15 protein-coding genes are annotated in these 24,542 nt (G+C 37.4%); 6 read left to right on the forward strand and 9 right to left on the reverse strand.

The window, feature by feature from the left end:
* Positions 1 to 20: 20 nt before the first annotated feature.
* The gene (locus ACFINK_RS02870; RefSeq protein ID WP_375636833.1) at positions 21 to 1,268 is read left to right on the forward strand and encodes an FAD-binding protein; all 1,248 of its coding nucleotides are present in this window, start codon (positions 21 to 23) and stop codon (positions 1,266 to 1,268) included.
* Between the two features lie 191 nt (positions 1,269 to 1,459).
* Here the strand turns inward: ACFINK_RS02870 and dnaE are convergent, their stop codons facing one another.
* Positions 1,460 to 4,927 (reverse strand): DNA polymerase III subunit alpha, encoded by a 3,468-nt coding sequence (dnaE, locus tag ACFINK_RS02875; protein ID WP_375611586.1) that lies wholly within the window; start codon positions 4,925 to 4,927, stop codon positions 1,460 to 1,462.
* Between the two features lie 402 nt (positions 4,928 to 5,329).
* Between dnaE and recG the strand changes: the two genes are divergently transcribed.
* Positions 5,330 to 7,438: an ATP-dependent DNA helicase RecG gene (recG, locus tag ACFINK_RS02880; RefSeq protein WP_375638215.1), complete on the forward strand. Its 2,109-nt coding sequence runs from the start codon at positions 5,330 to 5,332 to the stop codon at positions 7,436 to 7,438.
* Between the two features lie 356 nt (positions 7,439 to 7,794).
* Here the strand turns inward: recG and glmS are convergent, their stop codons facing one another.
* The 5 genes from glmS to ACFINK_RS02905 form a co-directional block, all read right to left on the reverse strand.
* The gene (glmS, locus tag ACFINK_RS02885; RefSeq protein ID WP_375638216.1) at positions 7,795 to 9,618 is read right to left on the reverse strand and encodes a glutamine--fructose-6-phosphate transaminase (isomerizing); all 1,824 of its coding nucleotides are present in this window, start codon (positions 9,616 to 9,618) and stop codon (positions 7,795 to 7,797) included.
* Between the two features lie 173 nt (positions 9,619 to 9,791).
* Positions 9,792 to 11,141 (reverse strand): bifunctional UDP-N-acetylglucosamine diphosphorylase/glucosamine-1-phosphate N-acetyltransferase GlmU, encoded by a 1,350-nt coding sequence (gene glmU, locus ACFINK_RS02890; protein ID WP_375638217.1) that lies wholly within the window; start codon positions 11,139 to 11,141, stop codon positions 9,792 to 9,794.
* A gap of 14 nt (positions 11,142 to 11,155) precedes the next feature.
* Positions 11,156 to 11,944 carry a cytochrome c biogenesis CcdA family protein gene (locus ACFINK_RS02895; protein WP_375611585.1) on the reverse strand — a complete coding sequence of 263 codons (789 nt, stop codon included), beginning with the start codon at positions 11,942 to 11,944 and terminating at the stop codon, positions 11,156 to 11,158.
* A 45-nt stretch (positions 11,945 to 11,989) separates the two neighbouring features.
* Entirely contained in the window at positions 11,990 to 13,006 is a 1,017-nt protein-coding gene (locus ACFINK_RS02900; RefSeq protein ID WP_522729906.1) for an RgsD C-terminal domain-containing protein, read from the reverse strand.
* A gap of 12 nt (positions 13,007 to 13,018) precedes the next feature.
* Positions 13,019 to 13,342, reverse strand: a complete 324-nt coding sequence (locus ACFINK_RS02905; protein ID WP_273791197.1) for a HesB/IscA family protein — start codon at positions 13,340 to 13,342, stop codon at positions 13,019 to 13,021.
* A gap of 108 nt (positions 13,343 to 13,450) precedes the next feature.
* Between ACFINK_RS02905 and ACFINK_RS02910 the strand changes: the two genes are divergently transcribed.
* The 3 genes from ACFINK_RS02910 (at position 13,451) to ACFINK_RS02920 (ending at position 19,109) form a co-directional block, all read left to right on the forward strand.
* Positions 13,451 to 14,653 (forward strand): deoxyguanosinetriphosphate triphosphohydrolase, encoded by a 1,203-nt coding sequence (locus ACFINK_RS02910; protein ID WP_375638219.1) that lies wholly within the window; start codon positions 13,451 to 13,453, stop codon positions 14,651 to 14,653.
* A gap of 30 nt (positions 14,654 to 14,683) precedes the next feature.
* Positions 14,684 to 16,441 carry an arginine--tRNA ligase gene (gene argS, locus ACFINK_RS02915; RefSeq protein WP_375627798.1) on the forward strand — a complete coding sequence of 586 codons (1,758 nt, stop codon included), beginning with the start codon at positions 14,684 to 14,686 and terminating at the stop codon, positions 16,439 to 16,441.
* Positions 16,442 to 16,592: 151 nt separating this feature from the next.
* On the forward strand, positions 16,593 to 19,109 hold the full coding sequence (locus tag ACFINK_RS02920) for an SPOR domain-containing protein (protein WP_375627799.1): 2,517 nt from the start codon (positions 16,593 to 16,595) through the stop codon (positions 19,107 to 19,109).
* Between the two features lie 177 nt (positions 19,110 to 19,286).
* Here the strand turns inward: ACFINK_RS02920 and ACFINK_RS02925 are convergent, their stop codons facing one another.
* Positions 19,287 to 19,562 carry a hypothetical protein gene (locus ACFINK_RS02925; RefSeq protein ID WP_375611528.1) on the reverse strand — a complete coding sequence of 92 codons (276 nt, stop codon included), beginning with the start codon at positions 19,560 to 19,562 and terminating at the stop codon, positions 19,287 to 19,289.
* A gap of 310 nt (positions 19,563 to 19,872) precedes the next feature.
* On the opposite strand from ACFINK_RS02925, the gene ACFINK_RS02930 reads away from it, so the two are divergent.
* Positions 19,873 to 20,979, forward strand: coding sequence for a branched-chain amino acid aminotransferase (locus ACFINK_RS02930; RefSeq protein ID WP_375638220.1), 1,107 nt, complete (start codon positions 19,873 to 19,875; stop codon positions 20,977 to 20,979).
* A gap of 105 nt (positions 20,980 to 21,084) precedes the next feature.
* On the opposite strand, the gene glpX is transcribed toward ACFINK_RS02930, so the two are convergent.
* The gene (gene glpX, locus ACFINK_RS02935; protein ID WP_375617770.1) at positions 21,085 to 22,071 is read right to left on the reverse strand and encodes a class II fructose-bisphosphatase; all 987 of its coding nucleotides are present in this window, start codon (positions 22,069 to 22,071) and stop codon (positions 21,085 to 21,087) included.
* 142 nt (positions 22,072 to 22,213) lie between these two features.
* Positions 22,214 to 23,530: a homoserine dehydrogenase gene (locus ACFINK_RS02940; protein WP_375627802.1), complete on the reverse strand. Its 1,317-nt coding sequence runs from the start codon at positions 23,528 to 23,530 to the stop codon at positions 22,214 to 22,216.
* Positions 23,531 to 24,542 lie beyond the last annotated feature (1,012 nt).

Here is a 24,542-nt window from a genome sequence, read left to right on the forward strand (position 1 = left end):
TTTAATTCTGCTTGTTTAATATGAAATCATTTGTGGAACAATCACCCATCATCGTTGGAGGAGGAATTGCTGGTTTAAGCACTGCTTTAGCACTCGCTCATAAAGGAATTGCAAGCACCATTATCGAAAAGTGTAAGCAACTTGAAACGATAGGCGCTGGTATTCAACTGACACCAAATGCAACATCTATTCTTGCTCGCTGGAAACTTCTTAACAAACTCACTGAAGTCGCGACAATCCCATATTTTCTTGAGTTAAAAGATGGATTATCTTTAAAAATACATCTACGGGCTCATCTTATTAATCTAACAGAAAAATATTGGAAAGCCCCTTATATGACGATTCACCGCGCGGCTTTACAAAAAATTTTATATAATGCAGTGATTGAAAATCCTTTGATCAAATACAAAGCAGGCGAAACGATTGTATCTTCTACCCAATCGGCAACCAACATTAAAATCACGACAATAAAAACAGATACGGCAACAGAACAGCTTTATTCAACGCCCCTCTTGATCGGATGTGATGGCGTTTGGTCAACATTACGGCAACAATCTCCTTTTCATGAAAAAGCAAATTTTAGTGGCTTTATTGCTTGGCGTGCAACAACAACATCTGATAATCTTCCTCAAAACTTTCGTTCTTCATTGCAAAATATGAAGACAATTACGGCTTGGATGGGACCAAAAAATCATCTTGTTGTCTACCCCATTCAATCGTCAGAAAAAATTTTTAATTTTGTCGCCATTACGCATGGAGAAAGTTCAAAAGAAGGATGGGCCCATAAAGGAGATAAAGAAAAACTCAAATCTCTTTTTAAAGATTGGAATTCAAAAATCTTACAAATCTTCGATCATATTGATGAATGGAGTTATTGGCCACTTTTTCAAATGAAACAAAATCGTTTTATCGGTTTAGAGAGACAAGTATTTGTTGGCGATTGCGCACATGCTGCCTTACCTTTTGCAGCACAAGGTGCCGCTATGGCAATCGAAGATGCCGCCACATTAGCAAAAGCACTTTCATTGAAAGATTTTTCATTAACGAAAGCACTTTCGCTTTACGAAACAACACGCACCCCGCGTATTGCAGCAGTAAAAAAACGCGGAGATTTCAATAGATTAGCCTATCACGCAACCGGTCCCATAGCAATTGCACGCAATCTCATGATGAAAATTCGTACACCAGAGAGCATTATGTCAGATCTCAATTGGCTTTACATGTATGATGCGATGAATTCTATAAAAAATAATGATAAAAACTTATAAAATTCTTCCGGCACTTTGAATATTACGAAAGAACGAGATTTTTTTAATTTTATGACACTAAAAAATATCATAATTTACTCTAATAAAAGCAATATTTTTCGAAACCTACAATCCGATTTTAAAAGCTCCATTTTTAGCTCTCCTAAAAGCAAAAACACCACTCAAAATCAGCTCCCATCTTTAATCTTTCTTTAACTCAATTCTACATCAACAACACCCTGAATTAATTTCATAGCATTTGCGACATGTGAATTTACCTTATATCGCTTAGGAAGTGCAATTTCGACTTCTCGCAATCCATCCTCTTGAATTAAAATAAGCCCAACCTCTCCATTCCCCCCAAGATTTAAATTTTGTTCAATTTGTGGAAGCATATCAACTGTTTTTATAAAGAGACGCATCATTTTATGCTGTTGTAATGATTCATTTTCCAAAGACTGAATTGTTTCAATTCGCAAACTAACTCCTTCAGAACGATTTTCAGCGCTCACCGTAATAATAAAAGATTTTCCGGGTTCTAGCATCTCTTCATAATCCGAGAGTGCCTCAGAAAAGAGAACTGCTTCATATTGTCCACTTGTATCAGAAAAATGAATAATTCCCATTTTTTTACCAGATTTTGTTTTGCGCACGTTTTTTGCCACAACAGTTCCAGCAAGCCGTGCAGCCGTTGCTCCCCCTTTAACGGCATTGGCAAAATTACCCCAAGTCTGAATGCGTTTTTTGTTCAGAATAGCTTGATACTCCTCCAAAGGATGCGCAGAAAAGTAAAAACCTATAGCTTGAAATTCTCGATAAAGTTTCTCAGCCGGCAACCAAGGGGTTGTTTGCGATAAAATCAATGGTTCTTTTAATCCGCCTGCCATTCCAAATATATCAACCTGCCCGCTAGAATTGTCATCGAGAATACGAAGTGCACGCGCATGAAGGGTTCCAAGATTGGCTAATAAAACCTCACGTGCAATGTTAAAACAATCAAAAGCACCAGCACAAACTAAACTTTCCATCGCACGCTTATTAACAATACGAGGATCAACACGCGCACAAAAATCTTCCAAATCCTTAAAAATCTTACTCCCACGACAAGAAACAATATGATCTACAACAGTTTCTCCCACACCTTTAATGGCAGCAAGAGAATAATAAATACAATTATCACCAACCTCAAAAACACGATGAGATGTTTGTATAGAAGGTGCAATAACTTCAATACCCAACCTTAATGCTTCACGCCGAAAATCATTGAGCTTATCTGTATTCGTCATGTCATATGTCATTGAAGCAGCTAAAAACTCAACGGGATAGTTTGCTTTCATATAAGCCGTTTGGTAAGAAACAATTGCATAAGCAGCAGCGTGCGATTTATTAAAACCATAATCGGCAAATTTTGCTAAAAGATCAAAGATAATATCAGCTTGATCTTTATCCACGCCACCTGCAACAGCTCCATTGACAAAACGCGTACGCTGTTTTTGCATTTCAGCATGAATTTTTTTCCCCATAGCACGACGTAGTAAATCAGCTTCTCCAAGCGAATAGCCAGCAAGAACCTGAGCAATCTGCATCACCTGTTCTTGATAGACAATAACACCTTGTGTTTCTTTGATCAGATGATCTATCTTAGGATGAATAGAAGCAATTTCCTCTTCCCCATGTTTGCGTGCATTATAGGTTGGAATATTCTCCATTGGACCTGGACGATAAAGTGCAACCAGCGCAATAATATCTTCAATACGGTCTGGCTTCATTCCAATCAACGCCTTGCGCATACCAGAACTTTCCACCTGAAACACGCCAACCGTTTCACCACGTGCCATCATAGCGTAGGTTGCTTCATCATTCAGAGGAATATTTGATAAATCTATTTTAATCCCCTTTCTGGCAACAAAATCGACTGCCATTTTCAAAACAGTAAGCGTTTTTAATCCAAGAAAATCAAATTTTACCAGCCCCGCTTGTTCAACATATTTCATGTTAAATTGTGTAACAGGCATATCAGAACGAGGATCACGATACATCGGGACAAGCTCCCAAAGTGGACGATCTCCGATAACAATCCCAGCAGCATGAGTTGAAGCATGACGATAAAGTCCCTCCAACTGAAGCGCTATATCTAATGCGCGTCCAACAACGGGATCTTTTTTCTTTTCTTCTTCAAATTTAGGTTCATCCTTAATAGCATCTGCTAATTCTACCTGACTTCCTGGGGTGGCAGGAATTAATTTTGTAAGATAATCCACCTGACGATAAGGAACTTCTAAAACACGCCCCACATCACGCAAAACTGCACGTGCCTGTAACTTACCAAAAGTAATAATTTGAGCAACTTGATCACGTCCATATTTTTTTTGAACATATTGAATAACTTCTTCGCGCCGCTCTTGACAAAAGTCGATATCAAAATCTGGCATCGAAACACGATCTGGATTCAGAAAACGTTCAAAGAGAAGAGAAAACCGCAAGGGATCCACATCAGTAATCGTCAATGCATAAGCAACAAGTGAACCAGCACCAGAACCCCGGCCTGGTCCAACGGGAATGTCATGAACCTTTGCCCATTTTATGAAATCTGAAACGATAAGAAAATATCCAGAAAATTGCATACGCGTAATAACTGAAATTTCATAATCAAGCCGCTGTTCATAATCTGCAATCGTATACCCTTCAGCCAACCCTATTGTTTCAAGCCGAATCTTCAAACCATCTTTAGCCTGATTTAATAACTCACTATCTTCTATTTCTAAAGTAGTTTCTGAATTAACAGATTGTTCTATAAAACGAGGCAATATCGGTTTTCGAAGAGGCGAGGCAATATGACAACGCAATGCAATTTCAACACTATTTTCCAAAGCTTCTGGAAGATCAGAAAACAGTGTAACCATTTCATCTTGTGACTTCAAATAATGATCTGGTGTCACACGTTTGCGATCTGGATTAGAGACAATTTGTCCTTCTGAAACAGCCATCAGCGCATCATGCGCTTCATACCCTTCTCTTTGCAGAAAAAAAGCTTCATTCGTTGCTACAAGAGGAATTTCATGCGCATAAGCCAATTCAATAAGATCAGCTTCTACTCTCCGGTCATAAGAGCCATGCCGTTGTAACTCCACATAAAGACGATCAGCAAAAGATTTTTTCAAATAAATTAAGCGCTCAACAGCATGTTCTTTTTTCTCTTCTGCCAAAGAAAGATTAATAGGTCCTCCCTTTCCACCCGTTAAAGCGATTATGCCTTCACTGTGTTCTGACAACCAATCAGCTTTAATATGAGGAGGATCAGTATCACACTTATCAAGATAAGCACGGCTCACAAGACGAACCAAATGAGCATAACCGGTTTCGCTAGCAGCCAAAAGAACAATAGAGCAAAAATCAGAAGGATTACGCCATTTAGCCAAACGTGAATGATCATTTTCATCACAAAAATCAACAGTAAGCTGACAACCAATAATAGGTTGGACCCCATGAGAAAGACAATGCTGTGAAAATTCCAAAGCACCAAATAAATTATTGGTATCGGTAATAGCAACCGCTGGTGCATGATCTAAAATCGTCTGTTGAATAATTTGGGGGATTTTTAAAGCCCCTTCGAGCAAGGAATAAGCTGAATGCACTCTCAAATGAATAAAGCGAGGAAGAGAATTTTTGTTCTCTTGCATTTGCATTTTATTTTTTACCACTCTCACAATTTCCCACTACAAAATAAATGCTAAACAGCACCCCTTATAAAAGAAAAAACTTCTGTTCATCATCAAACTTTAAAGCTATAAATTCATCATCCTACATAGGAGCAATATCCCAATTTTATTAATATTTATAAGAGAGTTCTATCAAGAAAATGCTTCTATTCACAGCAAATAAACACCTAAAATAAAAAGAAAAACAATATACCTCATCTAAGTACTTTAATTTTTGACCATTTAATTGTATTTTTCTTTAAATATTAATTTCTCTTCCTAAAGTTCAATGTGTAAATAAAGCAACCTTGTCTTTATGACTTTATCCCCAAAAAGCTCTTCTAAAGGTCTAGAAAAAACAAAAAGGGCAGGTTAAATTTGCTCATGCCTCCAAGTCTTCTTACCCCACTTTTTAATTCTATCCGAACTCTTTCTGGTATTACACCTAAAGTCTATGGTTTATTGACCAAACTCTTAGATGTTAATCCCACACAACGCGAAGCAACCCTTATTGACCTTCTTCAATTAATGCCCCATTCCGTTATAGACCGCAGAATGCGTCCCAACATTACTTGTGCAAAAGAAGGAGATACTGTTACGCTCGAAATTATCATCGATCAGCATCAACCACCACCCCGTGGTCACAACCGAATTCCCTATCGTGTTATTGCCCATGATCACACAGGAAAAATAAATTTAGTCTTTTTTCATGCTCAACCTCTTTGGCTAAAAAAACAACTCCCCGAAGGAAAAAAAGTCATTATATCAGGAAAAGTTGAATGGTTTAATGGACAGCTTTCAATGGCGCATCCAGACTATATTGCCCCAAGCGAACAATCAAATCAGATACCTCTCATCGAACCTGTCTATCCCTCTACTGCAGGACTAACTGTAAAGACACTAAGACGCGCCATACAAAACACTCTTGATTTTATTCCTCTCCTCCCAGAATGGATAGATGAAAATGTAAAAAAGCAACAAAATTTTCCTTCTTTTTCTGTTGCTTTACGCCGTATCCATGCGCCCATTAACCCCAATGATCTATCCTTAGAAAGTACAGCACGCAAACGTCTTGCCTATGATGAATTGCTCGCTTGTCAATTGGCACTAGGACTCGTGCGTTTGAAAACTAAATCTCTTGTTGGCACTTCTCGACCATCAACAGGAATTTATACTAAAAAATTGCTTAATATCCTCCCCTTTCAACTCACAACCGGACAAAAAAAAGCAGTAGAAGATATCGCAAATGATCTTGCTTCACCAGAACCAATGCTAAGACTACTTCAAGGTGATGTAGGCACAGGAAAAACTGTTGTTGCATTGATGGCAATGGCACAAATTGCTGAAAATTCAGGACAATCAGCTTTAATGGCACCAACTGAAGTGCTTGCTAGGCAACATTTTGCCACCATCGCTCCTCTTGCCGAAAAGGTCGGATTACAAACAACGCTTTTAACAGGACGAGAAAAAGGAAAATTGCGGACAAATATCGTGAATGATATTCTGTCAGGTCAAGTTTCTATTGTTATCGGAACTCATGCTCTCATACAAAACAGCGTTACTTATAATAATCTCGCTTTAACCATTATCGATGAACAACACCGTTTTGGTGTCCATCAACGTATCGCTCTTACAGAAAAAGGCAATAAAGCTGATATGCTGGTTATGACCGCCACGCCCATTCCGCGCACACTTGTCTTAACAGCTTTTGGTGATATGGATGTCTCTAAAATTACCGAAAAACCAATGGGACGACAACCCATTACAACAGCAACGCTTTCTTTGAAACGTCTTCATGAGCTTATAGCGAGAATCGCAATTGCATTAGAAAAAGGAGAAAAGCTCTATTGGATTTGTCCTTTAGTAGAGGAATCGACAGCTCTTGATCTCACTTCAATTGAAAACCGCTTTGCATTTCTCCATGAGCGCTTTGGAGCACACGTTGGTATGATCCATGGAAAAATGTCTACAGCAGAAAAAGAAGCCGCTATGGCATCTTTTAAATGTGGAAATACACGTATTTTAGTTGCAACCACCGTCATTGAAGTGGGAGTAGATATTCCAGATGCTTCGATCATTATCATCGAACACGCGGAACATTTTGGCCTTTCACAATTGCACCAATTACGTGGACGTGTAGGACGAGGCGATAAAAAATCTTCCTGCATTTTGCTCTATAAAGATCCACTGACTAAAACAGCAGCAACACGCCTTAATATTATCCGCAATACAGAAGATGGTTTTGAAATTGCTGAAGAAGATTGGCGCCTACGAGGCGAAGGAGAACTTTTAGGTACAAAACAATCCGGAGTCCCTGAATTTCATATAGCAAACCTTGCAGTTCATAGCGATCTTTTGTCAATGGCAAGAAAAGATGCTCGTTTATTTTTACAACGCGATCCTCATCTTTCTTCTGAGCAAGGACAAGCTTTACGGTTGCTCCTTTATCTTTTCGGACACAACGATGCTGCACGCCTCTTACGAGCAGGATAACAAAAACCCTCTAATAAAAAACTTAAATACCTCTCTGTTCAAATATGATTTTCTCTTAGAATTACCCATAAATGATCTACGCAGTCTCTTACCATCTTTATGCTTCATGAACGAATAACAAATCAACTGCATTAAAACAGTAGAAGCAATATTGCGTCTTTTTTTACCATTATATTCACATAACTGATCTATTTTTTGATAGGTAAGAAAATATTTTTCGTTTTATCGTAAAGGATTTAGGAATAAAAAACCTTTCTTCAGTATTCTCGTTCAACAGAGAAAAATGAAAAAATAAGTTTCATTATAAATCAATTTCTTACACTTGATTATTCTCCAAAAGATTCAGAAATATACTTTTATTCAACCGTGACTGATTTTGCTAAATTACGGGGTTGATCAACATCTGTTCCTAATAAAACAGCCGTATGATAAGCGATTAACTGAACAGGGAGTGCATAAATAATAGGAGAAATAAATTCTGGAACATCTGGCAAAGTGATCGTTGATAAAGTCTTAAGACAAGCTACTTCTGCTCCCTTTTTATCGGTTATTAAAATAATACGACCATTACGCGCTACCACTTCTTGCATATTAGAAAAAGTTTTTTCAAACCACCGATCATAAGGTGCAACAACAATAACGGGTATTGTCTCATCCACCAGAGCAATTGGTCCATGCTTTAATTCACCTGCCGCATAACCTTCAGCATGAATATAAGAAAGCTCTTTCAGTTTAAGAGCTCCCTCCAAAGCAATCGGATAAGAAGTTCCACGTCCCAGATAAAGAACACTTTTTGCATTCACCAAATCACGACAAATACATTCAATTTTTCTCTCTAATTTTAAGACCTCATTTAAAATACGTGGAACTTCTGCCAACTGTCGAACCAGTTGCTTTTCTATTTGAGCCGAGAGATAGCCACGTTGTTTAGCCGCACTAAGAGCGAGTGAAGCAAGCGTTGCCAATTGACAGGTAAAAGCTTTTGTTGAAGCAACACCTATTTCCGGTCCGGCAAGTGTTGGGAGAATAAAATCAGCCTCCCTTGCCATTGTTGATTGCTCTACATTCACAATTGTTGCTGTTTTTACACCCCGCTCACGACAATAACGCAAAGAAGCCAATGTATCAGCTGTCTCACCAGATTGAGAAACAAACAGCGATAACACATCAGACGTTATAGGAGGTTCACGATAACGAAACTCGGAAGCAACATCATTATCAACACTTAAAGCGGCAAATTTCTCAAACCAATAGCGCGCAACTAAGGTTGAATAATATGCCGTTCCACAACTCGCAAAAAGAAGCCGATGAATATTTTTCCAATCAATCAAATTCTCAAGCGGTCGAACCGCATAATTTCCAAGATCAAGATAATGCGCCAAATTATGAGAAATCACTTCAGGTTGTTCAAACATTTCCTTGTGCATAAAATGACGATGATTACCCTTAGAAATCAATAAAGCCCCTTCAAGTAATGTCGTCACAGGACGTTTTACCGGTTGATTATTAGCATCATAAATTGTAACACCTTCCCGTGTGAGAACAGCCCAATCCCCATCTTCCATATAGCTAATATAATCAACGAATGGTGCCAAAGCTATGGCATCTGACCCCACAAAAAATTCATCTTTTCCATAACCAATTGCCAGAGGTGGACCAGAACAAGCCGCAATCATAAGGTTATCTTCACCTTCGAAAATAAGAGCAATAGCAAAAGCCCCCTGCAGCCTTTTCCAACTGGTACGTATGGCTTCTTGCGGAGAAAGACCATCTTTTAATGCACGCGTTATTAAATGTGCAATAACTTCCGTATCCGTCTCTGTTTCAAAGATACAACCATCCTCTATGAGTTCCTTTTGCAGTTCTACAAAATTTTCAATAATACCATTATGAACAATCGCAAGCTTTTCAGTCACATGGGGATGCGCATTGCGTTCAACAGCAATTCCATGCGTAGCCCAACGGGTATGACCAATCCCTAAACTTCCCTCCAGAGGTGTTTTTTTTAATTTTTCTTCTAAATGAACAAGCTTCCCCTCAGCACGTACACGATAAAGATGCCCATTATGGACCGTTGCCACCCCAGATGAATCATACCCTCTATATTCAAGACGTTTTAACCCCTCAACCAAAGAGGACGTAACACACCTCTTTCCAAGAACTCCAATAATTCCACACATTAAAAAGCTCCAACCCACATCTTAAGATTCAAATTTTACAAAACAATCCAACAGCCTTTATTTAAAACTATAAATAATAAAAATAATTCAAACATGGAATACGGCAATCTTTAAGAATAAATCTTCCATCCATCGTTAGATTAACACGAAACAAAAGAATAAGCTGAAAATAATCATTTTTTCTGTTTTTTTTCTAACAAACGCTCTCGAAATTTTGTCGCATAGCCCTCTTTTATAACCTGTCGTGCACGCCCAAAAGCCATACTGTTCATAGGAATATTTTCAGTAATAACACTTCCTGAAGCAACATAAGAGCCATCCCCTATTACCAATGGGGAAACAAGTGCCGTATTAGACCCAACAAAAGCATGATCACCAATCATGGTTTTATATTTGTTAAATCCATCATAATTGCAAGTAATCGTACCGGCTCCAATATTGGTATGTGCACCAATTTCGGCATCACCAATATAACTTAAATGATTGATTTTAGAAGATTCTCCTACCTTAGCTTGTTTGACTTCACAAAAATTTCCAATCTTTACGGACTTTGCCAACTCTGTTCCAGGACGCAAACGTGCATAGGGACCAATCTGTGCATCTCTACCAACCACAGCACCTTCGAGATAACTAAATGCATGAATAACCGCACCAGATTGTACTTTTACGTTTAACCCAAAATAAACATTTGGTTCTATCACCACCCCTGGTGCAATTTCTGTATCATAAGAAAAATAGAGTGTTTCTGGCTTTAAGAGTGTAACACCCGATAACATTAAATCGCGCGCTTTACGTTTTTGCCACAAAGAATCAGCCTCAGAAAGCTCAAGACCGTTGTTAATTCCTACAATATCTTCAAAAGGAACTTCAACAACACGCACATCTAATCCTTCGCGTGTTGCAAGAGAAGCAATATCTGTTAAGTAATATTCTTTTTTCACATTATTATTACCAACTTTCTCTAAAAGAGAAAGTGCATGTTTTCCACGCATAGCGAGTATTCCACCGTTACAAAAAGAAATCTTTTTTTCTTCATCGCTAGCGTCTTTTTCTTCTACAATTGCAATCAATTGACCATTTTTCTCGAGAAGACGCCCATAACCTGTTGGATGTTTGGTATGAAAACCTGCAAAAACAACATCTGCTCCATCAGCAAGCTGTGCACGCATTTGGTGCAATGAATCTTGCTGAATGAGAGGAGTATCCCCAAAAACAATGAGCACATCATCCACCTCCTTTTGCAAAGCTAAACGAGCAGACAAAACAGCATGAGCAGTTCCTAAACGCTCTTTTTGTTCAAAAATCATTACATCTTTTACAAATGACTGAACAACGTGCGTAACCTCCTTAGCACCATATCCCACAACAACCGCTAATTGTGAAGAGCCTGCCAATTCTATTTTTTTTAGAACATGGCATATAAGAGGCAATCCAGCAATTTTATGAAGTACCTTAGGCAGAGACGATTTCATGCGCGTCCCCTCACCTGCGGCAAGAACAATAGAAAGACAACTTCTAACCATAAAAACACATAAGACTAACGAGAAAATCCAAAAAAAATCATAATATTGTGCCAACGAATATCTTCAATATAACTCAACGAAGGATAATGTTCTAAAAGCCAAAATGAAAGATCCTGCATAGAACCTGTTAAAAACAAAATCCCTGTAAGAATAAGAAAAACACCAATGATTTTTTCAACTTTTCCTAAATGAATACGAAAAGCTCCTAAAAATCGCATAAAACTGCTCGAAAATAAAGCTGCTAACATAAAAGGAATAGCAAGACCTAATGCATAAACCGCTAAGAGAACAGCTCCCTCTCCCACAGTTTCTTTTGTTCCAGCAAGCGTTATAATAGGACCTAAAATAGGGCCAATACACGGTGTCCAACCAAAGGCAAAAGCTAAACCGATAATATACGCGCCTAAAGGACCAGCAGGTGTTTTTTGGGTCTGAAAACGCGCCTCACGAAATAAAAAAGCGATCTTGAAAATCCCCAAAAAATTTAAACCAAAAATAATAATGACAATTCCAGCAGCAAGAGCAAACCAATCACGATAATAACCGATGAATTTCCCAATTGTACTAGCACTGGCACCTAAAGCAACAAAAACAGTCGTAAACCCAAGAACAAAAGCAATAACAGAAGATAATAAAGCCCACCGGATAAAGACTTTCTCATCAGGCTTTTCTGAACGAAAATCATCAATACCAACCCCTGCCATATAGCACAAATAAGGAGGAACTAACGGCAAAACGCATGGTGACAAAAAAGAGAGTGCCCCAGCAAAAAACACACCAACTGTTGAAATTTCAATCAAAATTCATACCCCGTCTTTCATCGTAGTTTACCCCCCCATGAACAACAATCAATCCACATCTTCATCAACTCGCTGCATATTTTCTTCATTCGCTATCACACTTATATCTTCATCATGACCAGAAACGACTGAAAAAACTTTTTGATAGATTTTATCTTTATTTTTAGCAATTGCAATATACTCTCCCTCCGCTAACACGAGTGAAACATACGCACCTACTGTTTCATAAACGATATCACCAGAATCATTGGCAAGAGACCAACTTGTATCTGCAAGCGCTTCTCCTCTTTCTTGTCGCACCAGCTTTAAGACAATCTGAGCGGCCTGATGTTCAAGAGTAACTTCTGTTATTTTACCCGCATCCACTTGAATATCCGAACGAGCCGTCGCATTAATAGAACCATAATGGGAAGCAACATGGTAGCGGCCAGCTTTTAAACGCACAACTGATTGGGGTTTAACATTTGATATAATTACTCCCGTATCATCATTTTCTTTTTCATCCTCATAAATGGTAAAACGGAGTTCCTTTTCATTCATTACGCCATTGAGCAGTGTTGCATTTAAAATGACACCACCAGCCTCAAGATTAAAGTTTTTTACAAGACTCTGCCCATTTTCTAAACGAATATGGCGCACAGCACTCATATGACCAAATGAGACATGAACAAGATAATTTCCTGGTTCGAGATCAAAACGTGCACTTCCCCCCTTATAGGTTGCCACTAATGGTAACTTATTATCAATCCCTAGAATAGGAGCATAAACCCGCCAGACAAGCCCTTTTTCAATATCCGGATGACTATTTGTTAATCGAGCATTCAAAATGAGTTGTGTTTGAGATGCTAAGTTTTCGTTCTCCTGCTTTTGAGTCTTTACAATAAAACTCCTTGATTGTCTCTGCTGCTGATCTTGCCCTTCTCCTGCTTCAGAAAAAGCACAGTGGCTCCAAGTCAATAAAGAAAGCGCCACGCACAACCATACACATCGGTGCACTATTTTTATAAGAATACCCATTTTTGCATTGTTGATCAACATGATCTTTTTTTCAAGAAACAATATCACACAGCCATCATTTTAAATTGAGAAACTTACACCACAACCACATGATGAAACAGCATTGGGATTGTGGATTTGAAAAGACTGCCCCATAAGATCATCAACAAAATCAATCTCAGCTCCTTCCATAAAAGGAAGTGATAGTAAATCAATAAACACAACTGCCCCGTCTTTTTTGAGAACGAGGTCATCTTCACACATTTCAGAAACCAAGTCATATTTATAAGAAAAACCAGAACACCCACCACCTTCAACAGAAATACGTAATGCTATTTTATCGGGTTCACGCAAAAGTATCTGTGCAATTTTTTTGGCAGCAACATCTGAAATTTTCACATTCATTTTATATATCCTTGCATTAAACCATCAAGAAAGAGTATCCTACACTCAAAGAGCAGTTTATTTCTCATAAACCACTCTCAATTTTAAGATGATAATAGACAGCTTGCAATGGATATAGGCAATATCAACTTCAATTACCAATCTCGAGCAGTATACAGTGCTCATCCACAAACAAGCCGTGGTCGATTATACCATGAAACGATGAGCACCACACGCTCACCTTTTCAACGAGATAGAGATCGTATTATCCATTCTAATGCATTTCGACGTCTTAAACATAAAACGCAAGTGTTTATTGCTGATGAAAGCGATCATTACCGTACTCGCCTAACCCATTCCATAGAGGTTTCTCAAATTGCAAGAACATTAGCCCGTGCCCTGTGTCTTGATGAAGACCTTGCCGAAGCCATTGCCCTTGTTCACGACTTTGGACACACACCCTTTGGCCATGCAGGAGAAGATGCTCTTAATGAAGCCATGGTACTTTATGGCGGCTTTGATCATAATGCACAAGCATTACGCATTGTAACAAAACTAGAACAGCGCTATGCAAATTTTGATGGACTTAACCTTACATGGGAAACCCTCGAAGGACTTGTAAAGCATAATGGTCCCCTTTTAGGTCCTCACGCAAAGAATAAGGAGGTTCCTATCGATATTTTACAATACAATGCAAAGCAAGACCTTGCACTCGATTGTTTTGCAGGGCTAGAAGCGCAATGTGCTGCTATTGCAGATGATATCGCATACAATGCGCATGATATTGATGATGGTCTACGTTCGCAATTTTTAACACTCGATCAATTTGAACATGTTCCACTAACAGCAGCAATATTAAAAGATATAACAGATGAGCATCCCCACCTCGACCAAGCGCGTCGCGGTTACACACTTGTACGAAGACAAATAACAACCATGGTTGAAGATGTTATCAAACAATCACAAGAAAATTTAGCACGCATCAAACCAACAAGCATAAACGATATTCACCAAGCAAAACAAACCATTGTCACCTTTTCACCGACAATGACCGTTTATGAAAAAGAACTAAAAAACTTTTTATTTAAAAATCTTTACTACCATGAACAAGTTCTTAGTCGTCGCAATGCAGCAAAATGCATTGTACAAAAATTATTCAATTGTTATTATGAAAATCCAAATACAATGCCTGAAAGTTGGCAGAGCAAAACAGTGCACTTAAAAAATCAAGAGTTAGCACGTTTGATTGCTGACTTTCTTTCAGGCATGACGGATCACTACGCTCTACGTGAATATCAGCGTTTATTTGACCATACAGATAATTTCGTTTAATGGCTTTTGGCATCATCATGGAAGCTAAATATGAATATCTTTAAAAACTTCGAAAAAAAAATTAAGAGATCAATTGAATTATCTGATATAAAAGGAAAAAATGGAGAAGATCTAGATTTATCAAAAATCACTGTTGATCCTCCGCGTGATTCCTCCCACGGTCATTTATCAACCAATGCTGCTATGGTGCTTGCAAAATCTATTGGAATCAATCCACGTGCACTTGCAGATAAAATCATAGAACTTCTTAAAAATGATTCCTCTATCGAAAATATAGATGTTGCCGGTCCTGGTTTTATAAACATAAAGCTTACAAAATTATTTTGGCAAGATGCTATAAAATCTATGCTTGAATTAGGCACTTCTTATGGTCGTATTCCAATGGGACAAGGAAAATGCGTCAATGTTGAATATGTCTCAGCAAATCCCACTGGACCAATGCATGTAGGACACTGCCGCGGAGCAGTTGTTGGGGATGTTCTCTCCAATTTGCTACAATTTACGGGCTATAACATTACAAAAGAGTATTATATCAATGATGCGGGTCAACAAATCGAAGTCCTCGCCCATTCGGTACTATTGCGCTATCGTGAAGCTCTTGGGCAAGAAATTAATGAAATTCCAGAAGGACTCTATCCTGGAGAATACTTGATACCATTGGGTCAATCGCTTGCTCAAGAGTTTGGTGACCAACTCCTCACGATGGATAAAGATGAAGCCTTATCTCTTGTGAAAGAACGTGCAATTCATGCAATGATGTCCATGATTCGCGAAGATTTGGCTGCTCTTAATATTTATCATGATATCTTTTTCTCTGAGCGAATGCTTTATGCAGATAATGCACGCGCCATTCGTAACACCATCAACGACCTCACTTTAAATGGTTATATCTACAAAGGAAAACTCCCCCCTCCCAAAGGACAAAATACAGAAGACTGGGAACCAAGCGAACAAACTTTGTTCCGTTCAACAAATGTCGGTGATGACCAAGACCGTGTTTTAGTCAAATCTGACGGTTCTTACACTTATTTTGCTGCTGATGTTGCTTATTTTCGGGATAAATTTAATCGTCATTTTGATGAAATGATTTATATTCTAGGCGCAGACCATGCGGGCTATGTAAAGCGGCTAGAGGCAATGGCAAAAGCAATTTCTGGGGATAAAGCTAAATTAAGTGTCTTCTTGTGTCAATTGGTAAAACTTTTTCGCAACGGTCATCCTGTACGCATGTCAAAAAGAGCAGGATCTTTTGTCACTCTACGGGATGTTGTCGAAGAGGTTGGGCGTGATCCTGTGCGTTTTATGATGCTATACCGTAAGTGTGAAGCACCTCTTGATTTTGATTTTGCAAAAGTAACAGAACAATCAAAAGATAACCCCATCTTTTACGTACAATATGCAAGTGCACGTTGTCACTCAGTCTTTCGTCAAGCACAAGAAGCGCTTCATATTAAAAGCTTTTCAAATAATACATTGATTGCCCATCTTCATCGATTAACAGATGACCATGAAATATTGTTAATACGCAAACTTTCTGAATATCCACGTATCATTGAACAGGCCGTAATTCATAAAGAACCGCATCGATTAGCGTTTTACCTTTATGACCTTGCCTCCAGCTTTCACACCCATTGGAATAAAGGGAGTGAAAATCTCAATTTACGCTTTATTCAACCTGATGATAAAGAGTTATCCTTTGCAAGATTAGGATTGATACAAGCTGTTATCAATATTTTATCATCAGGGCTTACCATCATAGGAGTCGAAGCACCCATAGAAATGCGTTGAAAAAGTTCTATAAATACATACAATAGGTACTCTATTGATAAACTTTTTCATGTATCCTTGCATGAGAGGGGGAAAATTTATAATTTTAATATAACAAATCAAAATCAACCATTGATTGCACGTAAGTGCAAACCATCATGTGAGAAAAGCTATGAGCGATAACGATCGCAAAAATCTACACGAAACAAAACACGATCATGAACACCATGATCCTTTAGAAAGGCTTACGCGCATTTTTAATCCGCACAAACAAAGCGGAAACCAAAATGAGCAATCGTCTTTAAAAACAGAACGATCAACATCTCACCCCGAAACATCATCCCATGATGATGATTTTGATTTCTCCTTTCTAGAAGAGGAACTTGAAAAAAATTTAGCACATGACTTACCGTTTGATGATCAAAAAAAACAATGGGACTTGCATGCAACCAGCAACGCAACAGCCTCAGATATTGCACAATCTTCTTCTTTCAACCATTCAAAACAAAATAATTTATCTGAAGAGAAATATTCTTCACCTAGCAGTCATGATGAAGAACAAATTTTAGATGAGCTTTCTCCATTACCAATCCCAAAGAATCAATCACATCAACAGAAAAAAACAGCAACCAATGCTGATCCTTTTCTTGAAAAAAGTAATCTTATGTCACAATCAGAATCAGAAAATTTCTTTTTTGATAAATCTGAAAGGCACGAAAATAAGAGAGAGACGCCAGAAGATGTTGAACAAACCAATCGTTTTTCACAAATAAATTCACAACAACCTGAGACTACGAATATACAAAAAACTTATGAGGACAATCAAAACCTCTATGACACTCCTATAAACCATCCCTATAAAATTTCAGCTGATCAAGAAAATTGGATTAAAAAAGATTATCCTGATGTCTCCTCTTCTACAGAGGAAAATGAGTTTTTCTCATCTTCTAATCTTGTGTCAGAAAGACAAAACACTGCAAGAAATCAAACAACAAGTACCTTCTCCTCACCTTTAGATTCTCCACCAGTTGATAGACAATCTTATTTAAAGGGAGCTTCACAAGAAGATCATACAACCAATTATCCCCATTTTTTTGCAGCCCCCCCCTCACAACAAGAAACTTATGGCGAAAAAGTTCCGATATATGATGAGGCTCGAGCCCAATACATCAATAACGCCGAAGGTGCCTCTAACCCAAATAGAGAAATTTCATATAATGAAAATAATTTAGATGAGTTTCTTTCCTCATCCCCCTCTTTAAATACAAAACAAACGGATGGCTTTTTTGCCCATAACTATACGCACAGAGATACTCCCCCTCCCAATGTTGATACTTATAAATTTTCAGAGGAAATCGTAGAAAAAACTGGTCCTATTATGGTTCCAGAAGTCCCGTATGAAGCGCCAGAATATGATGTGCCAACTAATGGTGGTTTAGAAGAAGAATTTGCTGATGTACTCAATGTAGGGAATGTCCCAACGGATAATTTTTCTCAAAAAAAACAGAAAAACGAGGTTTTTAGTGAAGTTTTTCATCAGTCTATGCAAAATTCAAAAGAAGGTGTTTATATAAACTCTAAAGAACAAAATTCCGACTATTTTTCTTCTGCCAATATGGAATATAATTTTCCCTCTTTTAGCGAGAATTCATCATACACAAACTCAGATGAGGTTCCCACACCTCCATCAGCTCCTCCTCCCTTAAAAAGTTTTATTTTTGGTAAAACTTTCATTAAAGGTTTTTTTATACTTATTTTAATAGGACTTGGGTTTGCTGGTTATTCTCATTTTTTTATGCCATCACAAAAAAATGAAGAAACGGTCATTATCCACGCTGATAATACGCCTTTTAAATTCAAACCAGAAACAACTGAAACGAAAAATGATGTTGCACATAATTTAGATATTTATAAACAAACAACTGAACAAAATGAGAAACAAGAAAATACACAACAATTTCTTATTGATAACTCTGAACAACCTGAAAATTTAAAAGAATTAAACCCTGAAGAATCTTCAAGCGTTTCCTCATCGTCTTTAAATGAATCTGATGTTGAAGATGCAGTCACAGAAGCCATAAATCATACTATTCCAATGCGAGAAGTACAAACTGTTATTGTCAATCAAGATGGTACAGTTACACTAGCCCCCGCGCATCAAACAAACAGCAAAACTGCTGCTCAATCTGAAGAAAGCATTGATCAAACTTCTAATGAACTTCAAGATTCGTCCCTTGTTTCGTCGCATGATTCTGATATAAACGACCAAGAAAGAGATCATGATCTCAAAAATAATATTGATAAAATAATCGCAGAAAATAATTCTAGCTCAAATATTGAAGAAAAATTTATCCCTATCCCTTCCCATGCAGAAAGAAATACACAAGTTGAAACACCAGCCGCGTCTCGCCCCATATCACCAAACAGAGTCGCAGCACAAAATTCAGAAAGTTATTACGTACAACTTGCATCTCAACCAACGTATGAGCTCGCTAGAAATTCTTTAAAAAATATGAAATCTAAATTTGGATTCCTTATCGGTGCCCGTTCTTTAAATATTCAATCCGCTTTTATACCAGGAAAAGGTACTTATTACCGTGTTCGGATTCAAGCGCAAGACCGTAATGAAGCCATAATCCTTTGTGAATCCATTAAAAGTTCTGGTGGAAGCTGCTTCATCACACGCTAAACCAATAATGCAACGGTTTTAACAACCGTTGCATTATTTATTTCCATACCATTTAATTACTTATCAAAAACTTCAGAAATTAAAATCATTCCTCTCTTTTTTATGTCTTTGTGCTGACTTTATTCCTTAATCTACGTCGATTTTCGCCCTATCTAAAAGATTATATTTACGAAAAAATTACTCCGTACCCTTATAGGTATAAGGTACAGGAGGAAGCGAATTTAAATCTTTTTTGGGCGTTGTTACACTTTGGCTTGTTTCTGGGGTATTATAACGCGAACTATGTTCAGGAGATTTTGCAAAAAAAGATCCTAAAAAACCAAAAATAAACCAGATAATAACCATCGCAAGAAGAATAGCAAAAATACCCTTAGCGATTGAAACAGGTTGTTCACGACCTCTTCTTTCTGCGGCCATACGTTCTTCATATGTGTGATAATTTTTATCAATCATAGTGGATTCCTTTTCTCAATTCCCTTACCTTTAAATTTCTAGAAAATATGCATATATGCAATTATTCAGATACTTATTGTGAGAAAACGATAATTATAAACAAAAGTTCCAGTTTACTTCATAAAGTTGAGAAAAAGAAGCGAGGATAGAATTAAAATATCTACCCTACTCTAGCCTTTGAATTCTATAATAAACCCCTTTGTATTCTATAATAAAACATTGACACAAAGGTTTTGTTAATAATAGAGTTATAATCAAAATATTTCATTATTTTTATTAATAAAAATGAAACATACTCAAAAGGTTTTTTATGAAATCTCCCATATCATCGCTTCCCTTTAAAATAGAAAAACACCCATCTCCTCTGTCAGAAGAAAAATATGAAGAAATTTTAAAAAGTCCCGGTTTTGGTCAATTTTTTACAGACCACATGTGTACTATTCAATGGACTGAAGACAAAGGCTGGCACAATGCCGTCATTTCTCAATACAAAGCTTTAGAAATTAACCCTGCAAGTACCGTTTTACATTACGGACAGGAAATTTTTGAGGGTTTAAAAGCATATCGTGCAAAAGATGGACGCATCTTGCTCTTCCGTCCTGATGCCAATGCACAACGCTTTATAGAATCAGCGAGGCGTTTAGCTATGCCAGAATTGCCAAAAGATATTTTTCTGGATGCCGTTCATCAATTAGTAAAGATTGATCAAAAATGGGTTTCTGATCAGCCCAACGCTAGCCTCTATATCCGTCCATTTATGTTTGGCAATGAAAACTTTTTGGGAGTCCGCCCTTCTCAAGAATATCTTTTTTGTGTCATAGCCTCTCCAGTTGAATCCTATTTCAAAGGAGAAGAAAAATCTGTCAGCGTCTGGATTGAAACAGATTATAGTCGTGCCGGTCCAAGAGGAACAGGGGCTGCCAAATGTGGTGGAAACTATGCAGCAAGCTTACTGGCACAAAAAACTGCAACTGAAAATAATTGTAGCCAAGTACTCTTCCTTGATATGATTGAACATAAATGGATTGAAGAACTTGGTGGTATGAATGTCTGCTTTATTATGGACAATAATACACTTGTAACCCCCCCACTTAATGGAACTATCCTTCCAGGGATAACCCGTGATTCAATCTTAAGGTTAGCTCAACAAATGGGATTAAAAATAGAAGAGCGTCCTTATTCTTTTACAGCGCTTCAAGAAGATGCAAAGAGTGGACACCTTAAAGAAGCCTTTGCTTGTGGTACAGCTGCCGTTATCACATCAATTGGTCGTTTTAGATATAAAGGGGGAGAATTTATTATTGGAAATGAAACAGTTGGAGAAGTTACAAAGCAGCTTCGTACACAATTGGTTGGCATTCAAAAAGGGAACATAGAAGATAAAAATGGCTGGGTACATTCTGTCCAGATCTCATAATATTTAAGGTATTCTCATATCTATAAACGCTTCCATGAAAGTAGATTCATGGAAGCGTTTTTCCTAGAAAAACTCCCTCTATTTTTAGTGACAAAAAAGAAAGCATTAATCAAATTTCGAATGATTTCTATGCTTTGCTTTAATATTACGGACTGTACCCGTATGGGAGCGCATTACGAGAGTTTCCGTTTGAATGTAACGAGATGTAAATTTAACACCAGAAAGCATATTGCCATCTGTCACCCCTGTTGCTGAAAACAAAACATCACCCTTTGCCATTTCTTCCATTGTATAAACCTTATTGGGATCACTAATCCCCATTTTAGCTGCACGAGCAATTTTCTCTTCTGTATCAAGCAGCAAACGACCTTGCATCTGTCCTCCAATGCAGCGCAAAGCAGCAGAAGCTAAGACACCTTCAGGTGCTCCACCAATCCCCATATAGATATCAATACCTGTTTCTTCTGGATCAGTTGTATCAATAACAGCAGCCACATCTCCATCCCCAATCAAGCGAATCGACGCCCCTGTCGCTCGTACTTCATTAACCAATTTTTCATGACGAGGTCTATCCATAATACAAACAACAATCTGATTAACAGTCACTCCTTTAGCCTTCGCAAGAGCATGTATATTATCGGTAGGACAAGCATCTATATCGACTACTCCCTTTGGATAACCAGGACCAATAGCAATTTTGTTCATATAAACATCAGGGGCATAAAGGAGATTACCCTTTTCAGCAATTGCAACTACTGCCAAAGAATTGGCAATATTTTTAGCACAAAGTGTTGTACCCTCTAGTGGATCAAGTGCAATATCGATCGCCAATCCACTTTGAAGACCTACTTTTTCTCCAATATAAAGCATAGGCGCTTCATCCCGCTCACCTTCACCAATCACCACTGTACCATCAATAGGCAATCGATTAAGTTCCTGCCGCATTGCATCTACAGCAGCTTGATCCGCTGCCTTTTCATCGCCACGTCCGCGCCAGCGTGCAGCAGCAACAGCAGCACGTTCAGTAACACGTACCAATTCAAGCGTCAAAATACGATCAAGTCCATTTAAAATCTTCTGAGTTGTGGGCATATGAAAAAATCCTACCGAATGAATACCAGAAAAAATATGAGTCCTTATTAAATACTAAGAATAAAGTTTTTTGGCAAAGATGAAAATTTTCCACAAGAGATAAAAGAACTCAAGCGTGCTTTTTTTATTATCAAGAAAGTTATCAATTCTTTGCCATAGGTTCAATACGAATAAATTGAGATTTTGCAACAAGATGTCCATCTTTTTCAATTTCTGCAAGTGCCTGTCGTACATTCACCTCTGTTGTTTCGTGCGTAATTAAAATAATTGTTTTTTCAATTTGATCTTCTACAAAAGATCTTTGAACAATCGACTCCAATGAGATGTGATTATCAGCCATATGCCTTGCGACCTCGGCAAAAACGCCAGTACGATCATGAACATTTAAACGAATAAAATAACCACCTGCATGATGCGAAATACGTGCTTTTTTATGAGGAGCAAGTTCTAATGCTGGACGTCTTAAAACAGGTGCATACTGAAAACCAGAACGTGCTTTTGCTATATCAGCCAAATCACCAATAACGGCTGATGCTGTTGCCTTTCCTCCGGCGCCAGGACCAGAAAACAGTAATTCACCTAATAAATCACTTTGAATAGAAAGAGCATTGGTTACACCATTTATCTGTGCAATCATTGAGGATGTTGGTACCATTGTTGGATGAACGCGTTGCTCTATTCCAGAATCCGTTTTTAATGCAACCCCTAAAAGCTTAATCCGATACCCCAATTCATCAGCTGCTCGAATATCAATTTGCGAAATATTATGAATTCCTTCAACATAAACATCATCTAACGAAACAGCAGTTCCAAATGCCAAGCTTGTCAACAAAGCTAATTTATGAGCAGTATCATTTCCCTCAATATCAAAACTTGGATCTGCTTCAGCATACCCAAGTCTCTGTGCATCTGCTAAACAATCTTTAAATGAAAGACCTTCCGTAAACATACGTGTTAATATATAATTACAGGTTCCATTGAGAATACCATAAATTCGCGATATGCGATTACTAACAAGTGATTCTCTCATCGCTTTGATAACAGGAATCCCCCCTGCAACAGCTGCTTCAAAATGAAGAAAAACACCTTTTTTTTCTGCAATTATAGCCAGCTCTACTCCATGTCGAGCAAGAAGAGCTTTATTGGCTGTTACAACATGATGTCCCGCCTCAAGCGCTCTCTTAACAGCGGTATACACCACATCCAATTCACCACCAATTAACTCTACAAAAACATCAATCTCATCAGAAGCAGCCAACTCCACAGGTGAATCAAACCATTTTATACCACTAAGATCAATTCCACGATTGCGACCTTTATCACGCGCACTAACAGCAACAACTTTGATGAATCGCCCACATTGACAAGCTAAACTATTCGCTTTTTCACATAGAGTTCGAACAACTGAAGTACCAACTGTACCAAGTCCCGCAACACCAACCTTTAAAGCTTCTGCCATTATTAACCACTGATCCCTATCTTCATTGAAAAATCGTTTAAATGATGTGCCAATCAACACAAAAAGTACTTATGTTCATAAGAACAAAAGAAATACCCTGCTCTATTTATTTCATTTTCTCTAATAGAATTATCCCCGCTTGTTCAATCAACATTCCTAAAAATATAATATTTATTGTCTTCAAAGATTTCAGAATCTTTATAAAATATCTAATTCAGAATGAAAATCTGTAAAACAGATAAATGCAAGTTTCCATAAAAAAAGTTCTAAAAAATAATCAATAACAAGTTAAAGAATATTGAAGACTTGGTAAGAAAGAATAAAAACATCTCTTCTAAATCAACAAGTATGGAACAAAAAACATTCTTTCATATGATAACTTAGGGAATGGATAAAATGAAAGTAGATCAGTAAATGATAACACATTCCTTCCTACCATTCCATAGCTTTAACTATAAATCTTTAATGCAAAAATCTTAACGCACTCATATATCAAAATAGAACCTTACATTAAAGTAAAAAACAAGACTTAATATGCGCACACCCTAATTCTGAAATATTATAAATATGGAGAATAAATTTGCAAAATTCGAATATTTTATCTCAACTTATTGCACCTCTTTAAAAAACTAGCGAATTGAAATGAGAAAAAACTCAATCTACCCTTTATCCACACTAATTCATTTTCAAATCAAGAACCTTCTCAATATGTAAAAGAGCAAATGAATGGTTTTTAATTTTAAAAATTTTACAGACATGTAAAAGTAAATATAAAAAAATATTTTCTTCATATATTCTATAAAAATTGATTTAATATTTTCATTTTTAGCATACAGATATCTATTTATATTTTGTTAAACTGCAAATAATCTATGGATTGTTCATAGAAAAACTTTTGTATTATTTGTTAATTTGGTAATAAATATTTTCTTTCTACTTCATAAATTATACAGTTTTTGCTTTATGATAAACTCAAATGAGAAATCTTCTGTATAAAGGCTCTTTCAAGCAA

The sequence above is a fragment of the Bartonella sp. AA16NXGY genome, from assembly GCF_042197325.1.
Lineage (GTDB): Bacteria > Pseudomonadota > Alphaproteobacteria > Rhizobiales > Rhizobiaceae > Bartonella.

What these genes read in the sequence shown, in the direction of transcription:
- dnaE (WP_375611586.1), bottom strand. Translation starts at nt 4,927, where the DNA reads ATGCAAGAGAACAAAAATTCTCTTCCTCGCTTTATTCATTTGAGAGTG.
- recG (WP_375638215.1), top strand. Translation starts at nt 5,330, where the DNA reads ATGCCTCCAAGTCTTCTTACCCCACTTTTTAATTCTATCCGAACTCTT.
- ACFINK_RS02940 (WP_375627802.1), bottom strand. Translation starts at nt 23,530, where the DNA reads ATGGCAGAAGCTTTAAAGGTTGGTGTTGCGGGACTTGGTACAGTTGGT.
- ACFINK_RS02910 (WP_375638219.1), top strand. Translation starts at nt 13,451, where the DNA reads ATGGATATAGGCAATATCAACTTCAATTACCAATCTCGAGCAGTATAC.
- ACFINK_RS02905 (WP_273791197.1), bottom strand. Translation starts at nt 13,342, where the DNA reads ATGAATGTGAAAATTTCAGATGTTGCTGCCAAAAAAATTGCACAGATA.
- glmU (WP_375638217.1), bottom strand. Translation starts at nt 11,141, where the DNA reads ATGGTTAGAAGTTGTCTTTCTATTGTTCTTGCCGCAGGTGAGGGGACG.
- ACFINK_RS02920 (WP_375627799.1), top strand. Translation starts at nt 16,593, where the DNA reads ATGAGCGATAACGATCGCAAAAATCTACACGAAACAAAACACGATCAT.
- ACFINK_RS02870 (WP_375636833.1), top strand. Translation starts at nt 21, where the DNA reads ATGAAATCATTTGTGGAACAATCACCCATCATCGTTGGAGGAGGAATT.
- argS (WP_375627798.1), top strand. Translation starts at nt 14,684, where the DNA reads ATGAATATCTTTAAAAACTTCGAAAAAAAAATTAAGAGATCAATTGAA.
- glpX (WP_375617770.1), bottom strand. Translation starts at nt 22,071, where the DNA reads ATGCCCACAACTCAGAAGATTTTAAATGGACTTGATCGTATTTTGACG.
- ACFINK_RS02925 (WP_375611528.1), bottom strand. Translation starts at nt 19,562, where the DNA reads ATGATTGATAAAAATTATCACACATATGAAGAACGTATGGCCGCAGAA.
- glmS (WP_375638216.1), bottom strand. Translation starts at nt 9,618, where the DNA reads ATGTGTGGAATTATTGGAGTTCTTGGAAAGAGGTGTGTTACGTCCTCT.
- ACFINK_RS02930 (WP_375638220.1), top strand. Translation starts at nt 19,873, where the DNA reads ATGAAATCTCCCATATCATCGCTTCCCTTTAAAATAGAAAAACACCCA.